11 protein-coding genes are annotated in these 14,396 nt (G+C 35.0%); 6 read left to right on the forward strand and 5 right to left on the reverse strand.

Annotated elements, in window-relative coordinates:
- Positions 1–149: 149 nt before the first annotated feature.
- Both ACY0M5_RS04095 and ACY0M5_RS04100 read right to left on the reverse strand, forming a co-directional pair.
- Positions 150–1,271 carry a DNA alkylation repair protein gene (locus ACY0M5_RS04095; RefSeq protein ID WP_461630891.1) on the reverse strand — a complete coding sequence of 374 codons (1,122 nt, stop codon included), beginning with the start codon at positions 1,269–1,271 and terminating at the stop codon, positions 150–152.
- Positions 1,272–1,398: 127 nt separating this feature from the next.
- Positions 1,399–1,839: an NfeD family protein gene (locus tag ACY0M5_RS04100; protein WP_461630892.1), complete on the reverse strand. Its 441-nt coding sequence runs from the start codon at positions 1,837–1,839 to the stop codon at positions 1,399–1,401.
- Between the two features lie 283 nt (positions 1,840–2,122).
- Here ACY0M5_RS04100 and ACY0M5_RS04105 point away from each other — a divergent pair, with 283 nt between their 5' ends.
- The 6 genes from ACY0M5_RS04105 to ACY0M5_RS04130 all read left to right on the forward strand — a co-directional run bounded on the left by ACY0M5_RS04105 (position 2,123) and on the right by ACY0M5_RS04130 (position 8,697).
- Positions 2,123–3,268, forward strand: a complete 1,146-nt coding sequence (locus ACY0M5_RS04105; RefSeq protein ID WP_461630893.1) for an acyl-CoA dehydrogenase family protein — start codon at positions 2,123–2,125, stop codon at positions 3,266–3,268.
- Between the two features lie 9 nt (positions 3,269–3,277).
- Positions 3,278–4,273: a beta/alpha barrel domain-containing protein gene (locus ACY0M5_RS04110; protein ID WP_461630894.1), complete on the forward strand. Its 996-nt coding sequence runs from the start codon at positions 3,278–3,280 to the stop codon at positions 4,271–4,273.
- Positions 4,274–4,399: 126 nt separating this feature from the next.
- Positions 4,400–5,731, forward strand: coding sequence for a hydroxymethylglutaryl-CoA reductase, degradative (locus ACY0M5_RS04115; RefSeq protein ID WP_124994414.1), 1,332 nt, complete (start codon positions 4,400–4,402; stop codon positions 5,729–5,731).
- Positions 5,732–5,734: 3 nt separating this feature from the next.
- A complete protein-coding gene (locus ACY0M5_RS04120) occupies positions 5,735–6,661 on the forward strand; it encodes a GYDIA family GHMP kinase (protein ID WP_461630895.1) in 927 nt (308 codons plus the stop codon).
- A 14-nt stretch (positions 6,662–6,675) separates the two neighbouring features.
- On the forward strand, positions 6,676–7,728 hold the full coding sequence (gene mvaD, locus ACY0M5_RS04125; protein ID WP_461630896.1) for a diphosphomevalonate decarboxylase: 1,053 nt from the start codon (positions 6,676–6,678) through the stop codon (positions 7,726–7,728).
- 6 nt (positions 7,729–7,734) lie between these two features.
- Positions 7,735–8,697, forward strand: coding sequence for a GHMP family kinase ATP-binding protein (locus tag ACY0M5_RS04130; RefSeq protein WP_156195368.1), 963 nt, complete (start codon positions 7,735–7,737; stop codon positions 8,695–8,697).
- A 51-nt stretch (positions 8,698–8,748) separates the two neighbouring features.
- Here the strand turns inward: ACY0M5_RS04130 and ACY0M5_RS04135 are convergent, their stop codons facing one another.
- From ACY0M5_RS04135 to ACY0M5_RS04145, 3 genes are all read right to left on the reverse strand, one after another.
- Positions 8,749–10,677, reverse strand: a complete 1,929-nt coding sequence (locus ACY0M5_RS04135; RefSeq protein ID WP_461630897.1) for a tetratricopeptide repeat-containing sensor histidine kinase — start codon at positions 10,675–10,677, stop codon at positions 8,749–8,751.
- 229 nt (positions 10,678–10,906) lie between these two features.
- Positions 10,907–12,886: a tetratricopeptide repeat-containing sensor histidine kinase gene (locus tag ACY0M5_RS04140; protein WP_461630898.1), complete on the reverse strand. Its 1,980-nt coding sequence runs from the start codon at positions 12,884–12,886 to the stop codon at positions 10,907–10,909.
- Between the two features lie 181 nt (positions 12,887–13,067).
- On the reverse strand, positions 13,068–14,381 hold the full coding sequence (locus ACY0M5_RS04145) for an OmpP1/FadL family transporter (RefSeq protein WP_461630899.1): 1,314 nt from the start codon (positions 14,379–14,381) through the stop codon (positions 13,068–13,070).
- Between the last annotated feature and the right edge of the window lie 15 nt (positions 14,382–14,396).

The following is a 14,396-nucleotide window of genomic DNA, read 5'->3' on the forward strand; positions in this document are numbered from 1 at the left end:
ATTGATAATTATACAATATAAAAAAGTTTAAAATGTAAAGAATAACTGCTATACTTAATTGATATAAATAATATGATTGGTTGCGAAATAGTTAGACTAATTGAAGTAGTTGGTGGATTTTGTGAAATCTGGATCTAAAATCAAAATTCTCATTTTACTGCAAAACTCACCTTTCCATACCTTCTTCCATTAATCTGAATCTCAATTTCATGTTGTCCAAAATAGTATTTTCTTGTAGTAATTGGTTTAAAAGAGATTTTTTTCTTGAAACAAATATTTCCATTGGCAGGGATTGATTTTTTTGAAAGCTTAAAAACTTTTGGAGCTGTCCTGCCATTTGCTTTCATGTAATGAACTATAAAATCAATCATCAAATTTTGCTTGTCAGCAGATGAGGATTGTATCTCGAAAGAGAATTCAATTTCATTGCCTAATTGACATGTTGGCGTGTTGACGCTTAGATTATTTACTGCAATTTGTACGTTCTGCGGAAATCCTAAAAGCTCAAGTGCTTTTGGATGGCCTTGCTTAAGCAAAGTTCGGGAGGCGTGACCAATAATCCATTGCGTGCTTTTGTTGTTGGTTTTATTCCAGCGAGTTAATGTTTTAATAACTAAATCAGGATGATCTTTTGCAATGTCATTCAAATTATTGGCAACTGATCTACGCACATAGAGTTCATCATCTTCTTTTAATTTTTCTAATAATTTCAGTACTGGTGATGGATCTTTCTGGAATTCTTTGAGAGGTGATGCCCAAGGCAATTTAGGCCGGCTTCCTTCCGAAACTAATCTGCGGACATGTGCGTTTTCATCTGTTGTCCAGAGATGAAGGTATTCTATGGTTTCTTCGGGATATTTCCTAATGAATGGGCGTATGGCAAATTCTGAAGTGAATATTTTTGTTATTTCCTTTAAGGCTTTCATCGAAAGATGAAAATCTTCCTTTTGCAATCCAAATTGAGACACATAACTAGCAATAGGCATATAGTAGAAGCCTTCAATTTCTTTTTTGTCAGTTGTATTGTTTTCTTCTGTAATTGAGTTTATTAAAATTGCCAGAGCTTTTGGGTACGATGCTGGAAGATGATTGAATAATTCGGTACAAATTAGTTGAGAACGCTCAGATAAGCTAAGAGGTTTAAGCTTAGATATGATTGCATTGACGAATGAAGAGGTGTTGAATTCCCCCCAGGATTTGACAATATTGGAAGCCATATTGCCGACTAATTGATTGTTATATACATCTTTAAATAGAAATCCTTTTTCCATAAAGTATTGGCTGATTATGAGTTATTTTGAGCAGAATAAATTAATCATTATTGTGAACTAAGCAAAATAAAAGAAAGGCTGGACGATAGCATCCAACCTTTTCTGGTTTTAGTGTGTTTTATGATTGCTAGATCGTTTTTACAATAATAACAGAGTAGTCTATATTTAAGACTTTAACAAATGAATCTTTGGCAATTATTTCTCCGAATTGTGATTTGGCTTTCCATGTCGATCCGGAAAGAACTACTCTCCCTGTTTTTTTCCGGTCGTTAATTTCTTCCATAACAATAGCTTCTTTCCCAATCAAATTTTTGTGATCGTTATTGGGTTGGTATCTTTTACTTATGGAGTGTTTTGTAATGTATGGTTTAAGAAGGAGCAAACAGATTGCAGAGCATGTAATAAGTACAAGCAATTGTTCCGGGATAAGAAATCCCAAATAGGAAACTATTCCGGTTATCAGGGAGGCTATTCCATAACATGCAGAAACAAAGTTTGATATGAAGATCTCAATTACAAAAAGACCTACTGCAAGTAATAACCAAATATGCCAAAGTTCTAATTCCATTTCATAATTTTTAAGGTGAAAGTAAATTTACATTGAGAATATGTTAATAACAAGTGTCAAATGTGCCAAGTTTGTCAATTTTATACCTGAATTGTTTTGTTAAATCGAGAAGATGCTTTATTAACAGGAGGTTTGAGGTTTTTTCAGAAGAGGAATACAGGTAGTTGGTTTTGTCGTTATTGAAAATGGTTCTAAATAATTTTAATAAAATGAACTTTTTAATTAGGTTTGCGCTCTTATTAAAGAGTTGAAGGTCTTAAAATACATTGTAAAACACATAAGCATGAATCCATACCTGACATCAGAACACAAAATGATTCGAGAAAAAGTAAAGGCATTTGCCCAAAAAGAGGTAAAACCTGTGGCTTTCGAATTGGATGAAAAAGAAAAATTTAGTCCCCAACTTACTAAAAGAATGGGTGAGTTGGGCTTATTCGGTATATATTTGCCTAAAGAGTATGGAGGACAAGGGAAAGATTATCTTTCATTATTGATAGCTGTTGAAGAACTTGCCAAGGTGGATGCTTCTCAGGCATCTACTCTGGCGGCTCATAATTCTTTGGGAATTGGTCCCATTTATTATTTTGGAACCGAGGAGCAAAAACAGAAATATCTTCCAAAATTGACAAATGGTGAAAATGTTTGGGCTTTTGGATTGACAGAAAACAATGCGGGTTCTGACTCTCGGGGAACAGAATCAATAGGAATTTTGAAAGATGAGAATTGGGTGATAAATGGAAGCAAGAGATTCATTTCAAACGCATCTTCCGATTTGTCCTTAGGAGTAACTTTGCAGGTTGTAACAGCTAATGATAATGGAAAAAAAGAATTATCTGCTATATTAGTAGAGCGAAGTGCAAAAGGGTTTCATGCTGAGCCTGTAAAAGGGAAAATGATGTGGCGGGCTTCTGATACAGCTCAGTTGACTTTCAGGAATTGCAAACTTCCGAAAGAAAATTTGTTGGGAAATTTAGGCGATGGAGCCAAAATAATGTTGCAAACACTGGATTCCGGTCGGCTAACGATTGCCGCAATGGGACTTGGATTGGCTCAGGGAGCTTATGAACAGGCTTTGTCTTATTCGAAAAAAAGGGAGCAGTTTGGCAAACCGATTTCGAAATTTCAAGCCATTGGATTTAAATTAGCCGATATGGCTACGAAAATTGAAGCGGCCCGACATCTATTGTATCATGCATGCTGGTTGAAGGATAATGGTCATTCGTTTGGGAAAGAAGCTGCAATGGCGAAATTGTTTTGCTCTGAAGTGGCACAGGAAGTTGCAAATGAAGCTGTTCAGATTCATGGTGCGCACGGATTAATTAAGAATTCGGAAGTGGAGCGTTTTTACCGCGATCAGCGAATACTGCAAATAGGCGAAGGAACATCAGAGATTCTTAGATTGGTGATTTCAAGACATATTGGTTGTTAATTTGTAATTATGACAGACAGAAAAAAAGATCACATTGAATTGGCTTTTCGTTCTCAAATGAAGGACGCTTTGATTGATGAACGTTTTTATTATGAGCCTATGCTTAGTTCTCATTCTAAGGCTGATGATACAACGTTTACTTTCTTGGGGAAGGATATGCAAACTCCGATATGGGTTTCCAGCATGACCGGCGGAACAGAATTGGCAGGAAAGATCAATCGAAATTTGGCTCGTGCTTGTGCCGAATTTGGTATGGGAATGGGGCTGGGTTCTTGTCGTTCTCTTTTAGATAGTGATGAGTATTTTTCTGATTTTGATGTGCGTTCAATTATTGGTGATGATTTGCCTTTGTACGCAAATCTAGGAATCTGTCAGCTCGAAGAATTAATTCAGAAGAAAAAAATCAGTAAGATTATAAGATTGGTTGGTCGTTTGCGTGCTGATGGATTGATTATTCACATCAACCCTATGCAGGAATGGTTGCAGCCAGAAGGCGATCGAATCAATCAATCGCCGATAGAAAGTCTGGAATATTTACTTGATGAGGTTGATTTTCCAATTATTGTAAAAGAAGTTGGCCAGGGAATGGGACCTGAAAGTTTACGGGCTTTATTGCATCTCCCGCTTCAGGCAATTGAATTTGCTGCATTTGGAGGAACCAATTTTGCGAAAATAGAGTTGTTGCGTAATTCAGATTCTCAAATTCAATTGTTCGAGCCTCTCGCTCAAATTGGACATTCGGCTAATCAGATGACAGATTGGGTGAATGAGATTGTTGCCGGTGATGATCAGGTAAAGTGTAAGGAAATCATCATTTCAGGAGGAATACACAACTTTCTGGATGGCTATTATTTAATGGAGAAATCTACACTTCCTGCAATTTATGGTCAGGCATCTTCACTTTTGAAGCATGCAAAAGAATCATACGAAGAGTTAAGAGCATATTTAGAATCACAAAGGAAAGGATTACAACTGTCAAAGAGTTTCTTACGTGTTCGAAAATAATAGTTTTACCTAAAAAACCTTCTGTTTTTTGGGACAACTACTTAAAAAATGTAATTTAGGACTTCAAAGTATTTTATTATTTTGTTGGTTGATTCAAAATCAGCGAAAGAATTAAGATGAAAAGATATGAAGCGGAAAGCAATCATTTCAGGATTCTCCAAACTATCTCGTGAAGAGAAGATGGAGAAAATGGGTGAATTAACCGGCAGTGCAGAGCGAATTAAATCGCAACTGGATAGTTTTCGCCTGCAAAATAAGGAACAACAGGATTTGTTGGATGAGATTAGTGAGAACACTCTTTCTAATTTTTATCTTCCTTTTGGCGTTGCGCCAAATTTCCTGATAAATAATCAGTTGTATCACATTCCAATGGTTATCGAAGAGAGTTCTGTGATAGCGGCGGCTTCAAGATCAGCTAAATTTTGGGCAAGTCATGGCGGATTTACTGCTCGTGTCGTTTCTGTTGTGAAATCGGGACAGGTTCATTTTATTTGGAAGGGTGATTCGAACAAACTGAATGACTTATTGCCTGAATTAAAATTTGATTTGTATCGGGCAACCAATGAATTAACCGGAAACATGCGCCAAAGAGGTGGTGGAATTCAAAGTATTCAGCTGGTGAATCTTTCTGGTGAAATGGAAAATTATTATCAACTGCATGTGACTTTTGATACTGCAGATTCGATGGGAGCTAATTTTATTAATTCCTGTTTGGAGAAAATGGCTCATCAAATGAAACGATTCTTTAAACATTACGAAGGACTTTCGGATGTGGAGCGGGAATGTGAAGTAATCATGTCAATTCTTTCCAATTATACACCGGATTGTCTTGTTGAGTGTTCTGTGGAATGCAGTCTTGATGAGTTGGATGAAATTCATCCGGGGCTTAGTGGAAAAGAATTTGCGCATAAATTTCAGAAAGCTTCTAGAATAGCAGAATTGGATGTATATCGCGCAACGACGCATAATAAAGGAATTTTTAATGGAATTGATGCTGTTGCTTTAGCTACAGGTAACGATTTTCGGGCTATCGAGGCAAACGGACATGTTTACGCATCTAAAACAGGGAAGTATAAAAGTCTGACTCAGGCCAGCGTATCTCATAACCGATTCCGGTATCAGTTAACCATGCCTTTGTCGTTAGGAACTGTTGGCGGTTTAACAAGCTTGCATCCTTTAGCGAAGTTTGGCTTGGAATTGCTTGGGAAACCATCGGCAAAGGAGTTAATGATGATTACGGCTGCCGCCGGATTGGCTAATAATTTTGGTGCTTTGCGATCTTTAGTAACAACGGGAATTCAGCAAGGACATATGAAAATGCATTTGTCGAATCTGTTGAATGCTTTAAAAGCAGATTACGAAGAAAAGAAACAGGCCTTGGAATATTTTGCTCACAAGACTGTTTCTTACAGTGAAGTGGAAGCATTTATTAAATCACTGAGAACTAAGCTACAATAGAATTTGAAGCCTATATATAAATATTATTCGAACGCTAAATTATTGCTTACAGGCGAATATCTTGTATTGCACGGAGCTTTGGCTCTTGCAATTCCCTTAAAATATGGGCAAGTTTTGGAAGTTTTTGAATCTGAGGAATCTGATTTGGAATGGCTGGCCTACGAAAAAGGGAAACTATGGCTCAAATTTTCAATTTCAAATCAGGACATTATAAATCAAACCGTTGAAGGAGAAACAGAAAAAGATTTTGTGTGCTTTCTTTTGAATAGAGCCAAAAGTTTAAATCCTTCTTTTTTGAATAGCTGCAATTTTAAAATACGAACAGAATTCGATTTTGATCGAAACTGGGGTTTGGGCAGCAGTTCAACATTAATAAATAATGTTGCTCAATGGGCCGATGTGAATCCATACAATTTGCATTCCTTGGTTTCAAACGGATCTGGTTTTGATATTGCATGTGCAAATTACTGCAAACCAATCTTGTTTCGTAGAGATGGTGCTCATCCTTTAATATATCCTGTGGATTTTCCGGAAAAATTTGTGACTCAACTGCACTTTGTTTACTTGGGTAGAAAGCAAAAGAGTGCTGATTCTGTTAATAGTTTTCTTAATGAACGTAAGTGTACTGAGGAAGAATTGGATAGAATTACTCAATTAAGTAAGGATATTCTTTCTTCTAAAGATTCAAAGGAATTTGATCATGTGATTAAAATGCACGAGCTTTTGGTGTCTGAATTATTAGGGCAGGAATGTGTGAAAGAAAAGTTATTTTCTGATTTCAAGGGATCTGTTAAATCACTTGGAGCTTGGGGAGGAGACTTTGTTATGGTAAGAAGTGATTTGACTAAGAAAGAAATACAATCCTATTTTTACAGAGCGGGATTTACAAGTATTTTTTCCTGGAACGAAATGATACTGGGAACAAATTAATTTACGGCTAAGCGATGACAGATTATAAAAATTCAGGATCGATTGGCTGGGAAAGCCCTTCAAATATTGCATTAATTAAATATTGGGGAAAGAAAGGAAATCAATTGCCTTGCAATCCTTCCATAAGTATGAGTTTAAAAAACTCGCTTACCCGAACTGTACTTTCTTATGAGCCAAAAGGTAATGGGGATCAATTGAGTTTTTTGTTTGAAGGTAAAAGACAAGTTTCATTTGAGCAGCGAATAACAAAATTCCTCGGAAACTTATCAGATCATTTTAAATTTCTTACCGATTATCAATTATCCGTTTCCTCAGAAAATACATTTCCACATTCAACAGGAATTGCAAGCTCTGCTTCGGCTATGAGTTCTCTTGCTCTTTGTTTGTGCAGTATGGAAGAGGAAATTTCAGGAGTTAAAATGGCTGAGGATGAGTTTTACCGAAAAGCTGGTTTTATTGCCCGATTAGGGTCCGGAAGTGCTTCTCGATCTGTTTATGGCGGTTTTGTTGCCTGGGGAGAAAGCAATTCTTTTTCCAAATCTTCCGATGAATATGCTGTTCCTTTTTCGAAATACACACATCCGGTTTTTCAGGATTTTCAGGATGCTATTCTTTTGGTGAGTTCCAAAAAGAAAGAAGTTTCCAGTTCTGCCGGGCATCAGTTAATGGAAAATCATCCTTATGCATCAGCCCGTTTTGCTCAGGCAAATAAACATTTTGAAAGAATGTTAGGTGTACTGAGATCCGGCGATTTGGAAGAGTTTATTGAAATCATGGAAAATGAGGCATTGAGCTTACACGGATTAATGATGAATTCGACTCCTTCGTTTACTTTGTTGAAACCAAATACTCTGGAATTAATTGAGAGAATAAGATCCTATCGTTTAAGTAGCAATGTTCCTGTTGGATTTACTTTGGATGCAGGACCAAATATACATCTGCTGTATCCTAAATCAGAAAAGGAAAGAGTAGTTCCTTTTATCGATTCTGAACTATCTCAATTTCTTGAAAACGGAAAGTATATTGTTGATGAAAAAGGGGAAGGACCACAAAAAATAAAAATGTAGAGAGCTGTGAGAATACATCCTGACTTATTTTATGCGAAAATATTACTCTTTGGTGAGTACAGTGTTTTACTAAACTCGATGGGGTTAAGTATTCCTTATACCCATTTTAATGGAGAGCTAAATTTTATTGGTGATGATAAATATACCGATCGGAATTTTGCCAAACGATCCAATAGGGAATTGTTCAAATTTTTAAATTATCTGATTGATAATTCGGATAAATATGATTCTTTGCTTGATTTGAGAACCTTTGAAAATGATATTAATAAAGGTTTGTATTTTGAGTCAAGTATTCCGGAGAGCTACGGCTTGGGAAGTTCAGGAGCACTGTGTGCCTCTGTTTATAAGAAATATGGAATCAATCCAATTGGGAACAGTAAGAAGTTAAAAAATGGTGAAATTATTCAATTGAAGAATATTTTGGCTCAGTTGGAATCTGGTTTTCATGGTAAAAGTTCTGGTTTAGATCCTTTGAATTCTTATCTGAAAGTCCCTTTGTTAATTTACAATCAGAATGAAATTGAACAGGTAAGTTTGCCGGGGAAAAAATTTGGTGAAGACAGTGCTATCTTTTTAATTAATTCTCAGAAATCGGGAAATACAGAACCATTGGTTCGTTCATTTTTGAAGAATTGTGAGAACAAAGAGTTTTCGACCTTAATGGAGCAGGAGTTAATTCCAATGAATAACCAGTGTATTCAAGAATTGGTGAATGGAAATGCTGATTCCTTTTTTGCAGAGTTAAGCCAATTATCAAAGTTTCAGTTGACTAATTTTAAGTCGATGATTCCAGAGAATTTCCTTGATTTATGGACTGAAGGATTAAGCTCACAGCAATTTTGGCTGAAATTATGTGGATCCGGCGGAGGAGGCTATTTATTGGGTTTTACTAGAAATTATTCTACAACAAAAGGTCTTTTACTTGAAAAGGGATACGATATTGTGACTGTGTATGAGAATGAGAAATAGATTTCTGTTAAAGTTTGAAATGCATTTTAAAACGCTAATTCAACTTAAAAACTAGCTTTCACAAATATGTAAAGGAATGCTATATGTTATCTGGGTTCCAGATTGATTTGGGTCGTTATTCTTTAAATCAGAAATTCCAAAATTCATTTTTTTAGCAGATTTGAAATTGTAAATTTTAACACGGTCAAGAGCTATAGATGTAGCTATGGATTTATGATTTGTATTTGTGCGTGATTTTTTGGCCTCGTTTATACCAATCCCATTGTCTTTAATTTGAAATTGTACCGAATCCATATTTTTGCTAAGAGAAACCTTAACCTGTATTTTTGCATGGGGATTATTTCTCAACATACCATGTATTAAGGCATTTTCTACAAATGGTTGAGCAAGCATAGGAGGAACTAAAACCTGATCCTGATCGATATTTTGATCAATTTCAAAACTGTAATTTATTTCATTTTCGAATCGTAATTTCTGAAGACCAATATAGTCCTTTAATGTATTGAGCTCAGTTCGAAGGGGAACAAACTCCTCTCTGGAGTTTTCCAGTATCCCTCTTACCAAACTAGCTAATCTAGAAAGATAATTGTTAGCTTCTTCATTCTTTTTATCGAGTATAAAACTCTGAATGGCTGTTAATGAGTTGAATAAGAAATGCGGATTCATTTGTGTTAAAAGAACCTTTTGGCGTAAATTTAATATTTTATGGTCGGCTCTTAATCGGTTAATTCGTAAAGAGACCATAATGGCAACGGCACCCAATATCATTGCGATTATTAGAATAATAATCCATGAATTTTTTTTGCCTATTTCAAGATTTTGAATCTGACTTTTCTGAGTCAAAAGTTCAAGTTCTTTTTCTTTCTGTTCCGATTCATATTTCGCGGTCAGTTCTTTTACTGCTTTGTTTTGAAAAACTGCAATTAGAGAATCATTAATGAAATGGTATTTTTTTAAATAATTGATTGCTTCTTTTGGATGATTTCTTTTTTCTAAAAATTGGGAATAGAAGAAATAGCTCTCTTTTAAATCGTCAAACAATTGATTTTCTATGCAAGCTTGAATGGATTTTTTAAAATATGCTTCTGCTTTTATATTTTTATTAATCTTCTCGTAGGCTAATGCTTTTAAAATGAATACTTTGCTCATTCCCCAATGGTCGTTAAGTTGGATTCGCAGTTTTTCACATTGATCTAAATATCCTAATGCTTTAACGGGCTGATTTGTTGCAAAATAAGATTCGCCAATGTTCAAAAGAATGGTTGACTTGAGTTGAGTATTGCCTGTTTCTTCATTTAGGTCTAAGGCTCGAAGGCGATATGAGAGCGCTTGATCAGGATTTTTGAGTTCGCTGTAAAGGGAACCCATATTAATGAAGATATTTATTAGTTTTTTTCTGTTTCCTAATTTCTCATAAATTTGTTGGGCATACTTATAGAAATCCAAAGCTCTGTCAAAATCTCCGAGCGTTTGGTGCAGTCCTCCAATATTAAGGTAAACACTTGCAGTGCCATCTTTGTAATCAACAGCCTTGTAGATGTTTAAAGCCTCGTAATATTGTTTTAGAGCTTCGTTGAATTTTCTTGTTCTGCGGTAAAGAATCCCGATGTTTCCGGTTATTTTACCAATATTCAGACTGTCACCCACTATTTTATATTGTGCTATTGCTTCCCTGTAATAATATTCTGATGAATCAAAAATACCTTGGAGCAAATAGGTTCCTCCCAACGATTTGTAAGCGGAGGCTAAAATGTTGGAATTGTTTGTTTCAAGAGCTAATACAAGCGCTTGTTTTCCAACTTTAATACTTTCGTTATATGATGAGTCTCTTAACCCCTCTGCTTTATTTAAAATTTGGGTTATTTGTATTTCACTTTGCGATTGAACTTTGAGTGTCGCATCGGGTTTGGAAAAATTACTTGACAATAATTTGCTTGGCAGTAAGCAATATATAAGGGATAGTAAAATAAGATGTTTCATGTGCCTAAATTTGTTTTTTATTGCCACATGGAACTAACCATGCTGGAATTATTATCCCCTGTGTGTCAAAATATCCTTGTTATGGACATTTCATATCGCAAAAGTAATAGCGACACACCAAAAAGAACAATAATTATAGTGTTATTTCTATATTATTAAACATGGCAAGTGTCAAAAAAAATATGAGACAATGAGAGTTAAAATTGCAGATAAAAATAAATTTTATGAATTAGGATCTGTTGCAATAGAGGAGTAAGGGAATTGTGTAACAGACTTGAGTACCGTGAGAATTTTGATCAAGATGGTTAAGATCTATTATTTCGAAATACATTTTTTTAGATGATTTAAAATTGTAAATCTTAACCCGGTCAAGAGCTATTGACGTAGCGATAGATTTATGATTTTGATCTTGTCTGTTCTTTTTGGCTTCATCAATACCAATTCCATTGTCTTTAATTTGAAACCGAAGCAAATCCAAATTCTTGTTTAGTGATATCTTCACTTGTATCTGAGCGTTAGGATTGGTTCTCAACATACCATGAATTAAGGCATTTTCTACAAATGGCTGAGCCAGCATTGGTGGAACAAGTACCTGATCCTGATCAATATTTTTATCAATTTCAAATTCATAGCTTATTTCATTTTCAAACCGTAGTTTTTGCAAACCAATATAATCTTTTAAAGTTTCGAGTTCTGTTCTGAGTGATACAAATTCTTCTCTCGAATTTTCCAGTATCCCTCTTACCAAACTTGCTAATCGGGAAAGGTAATTATTGGCCTCTACATTCTTTTTATCGAGTATAAAACTCTGAATTGCCGTTAATGAATTGAATAAAAAATGAGGATTCATTTGAGTTAACAGAACTTTTTGGCGCAAATCCATAATTTTATGATCTGCCCGTAGTCGGTTAATTCGCAGGGAGACCACAATGGCAACAGCACCCAATATCATCACGATCATTAGAATAATGATCCATGCATTTTTCTTGCCTAATTCAAGGTTTTGAATTTGACTTTTTTGTTGTAATAGTTCCAGTTCCTGTTGACTTTTCTCTGTCTCATATTTTATTGAAAGTTCTGCAAATCGATTAGACGTTTCGATTTTATTTATTGAATCATCTACTTGAATCCACTGACTTTGGTGGATAAATGCCTTTTTGAAATCTTGTTTTTCACGATATACATCAGTTAAGGAACTTAGAATTTCAGATCGCCATTTAAGCATGTTATTTTCAATTGCTAATTGGTCAGCTTCCAGAAGGTATTTTTCTGATAAATTGGCGTTGTTTTGGCTCATTTCGATTTTAGCCAGCTCTAATTTTGCACTAATTAAACCATCCTTATCACCAATCTGAATTCTTATCTTTTCAGCTCTTTTCACATAAGCAGTGGCAGAATCAGGCATATTTTGAGAGTGATACAAATAGCCAATATTGAAAAGTAATTTGGATTCGAATAGAACATTCCCAATTTTAGAATTTTCGTGAAGTGATTTGTTATAAAAGTCTAAGCTTTTTGTGAAGTTCTTATTTTGTTCAGCTATTGCGCCAAGGTTGCAGTAAGCATTCGCAATTTCTACGGTGTTTTTAAAATTCTTAAAGTTAGAAAGGGCTAATAGATAATAGTTTTCGGCTGTTGCTAAATTCTCCTGTAAATAATAAAGATTACCAAGATTATTGAAAATACTTCCTAGACCTTCGCGGTAATCAATTTCTTTATAGATTTTTAGGTTTTGCAGATAATACTCCAGAGCCATGTCATACTTGGCTTGTCTTTTATATAGAAGGCCAATATTTCCCAGTACTTTTCCAACATCCGATTTTGAATTTAAAGCCTCGAATTGAGGAATAGCTTTCTGGTAGTAAAGGAAAGCTGAATCGGTGGTTCCAGAAATGTAATAATTGATTCCCTGTGTTTTATAAGCTTTTGAAAGGAAGTTTGGATTTTGAGTTTCTTCAGCTATTTCAATAGCCTTTTGGCAAATAGTAATACTCTTGTTTATGGAGCTGTTGCGAAAATAAACAGACGAGTCTAAAAAAAGAGTGATTTGTTGCGTAACAGGATTTTCTTCTTGCTTATTATTTGTACTAAATATGTTGGCGAATGCAGAAGAATAGCAACAAATCAATATAAAAATCAGAGTCGTATTCAATAGCTTCATAATTATGAATTTGTAGTGACGGGAATCAGTAGTTTTGATTGATTTCATTCTTGTACAAAATAAAGAAATTGTTTCGATAATTTGTACTAAAGATTTATTAATCTTAATCAAAGTCGAATGTATAGAGAGTAAGGAGTAGACTATTAAATGATTACTTTAAGTTGTAGAGAAGAAAAAAAAGCCTGATCTTTCGATCAAGCTTTTCAATTATAATGGGATATGTATGTAATTACAAGTTGTAGGTGATTCCAATTCCTGGTAAGAAACCAGAATTTTTATATTCACCACCAAAATATACGGGTGCTCCATTTGTATCTGGATTTAAATTGTTATTAGTGTCAAATGCGGTTGTCTTTTCACCATTAATGTAAAGTAAAGAAACATCAAGGCTTAATTTATCTGTCAGCAGATAAGAGAAACCAGCTGAGACACCAATTTTATTGGCACCAGGAGTTTCAGGAGTGTAAAACTTTTTGTTCGTTGGAGTTTCATCATAGTAGAAACCTGCACGAATGTCTAATTTTTCATTGGCAGAATACTGTGCTCCAATACGGTAGGTAACGGAATTGCTCCATTCTCTTTTGCTATTTGATTGTTTATATGGATCTATACCAGTAGCAGGATATGCATCAAGTTTTTCAAAATCAAATGTTAATGCTTTATATTCATTCCATTGAACAAAATTTGCATCGGCAGAAATCAACCATTTTTTGTCAATTTGGTAGGCAAGTCCAATATTATAACTTGCAGGTAAAGGTAGTGTAGCAGCAAACCCCCTATCTGGGAAGGCAGGTGCTACAGCAGGATTTGCAACAGTAAAATCAGCGTCACCTTCTGTCTCATCTAGCTCAATATCAACTTGTGAGCGATACGAAAGACCAATATTTAATTTTTCTGTTGGTTGAAGGAAGACACCTAAGTTATAACCATACTTTATAGTATTACCTGACAGATTTGCATTATCAGCTGCTCCACCTGTAGGTAAAGCTCTATTTAAACTAAATTCACCATAAACAATATTTAGTCCGGCTCCAACACTAATCCAATCGGCAAGTTGATAGGATACGGTAGGCTGAATATAAATAGCTTTCAATTCAATGTCTTGAATTAAATATTTTCCAGACCATGTTTTACCCCAATCTACCTTATTTCCAAAAGGAGTATAAACACCCAAACCAATTGCAAGCTTTTCATTTACTTTCATCGATCCATACAAATAGAATGGTGTTCCTGTTGGGTTATCTGTTTTTTCTTTCCCTAAAGCTCCTGTGAACTCAGTTTTAATTATGGTTGCAAACCCTCCTACGGAGAAACTATATTTTTGATCTAGTGTAGCTAAAGCTCCTGGATTCCATTGCATACTACTTGCATCAAAATTTAATGCAGTACCAACATGCCCCATACCAGTTTGTTTATTCCCTTGAACGTTAACGGCGTAACCCTCAGCCTTTACATTAACAGCCATAACAATTATCGCAATGGCTAAACATATTTTTCTTATCATAAGTAGATGATTAATTAATTCGTGGGAAATATAATCCAAATTATAGGTATTGCA

Origin of the sequence: Labilibaculum euxinicum, assembly GCF_963678175.1 — a bacterium.
Taxonomy (GTDB): Bacteria; Bacteroidota; Bacteroidia; order Bacteroidales; family Marinifilaceae; genus Labilibaculum; species Labilibaculum euxinus.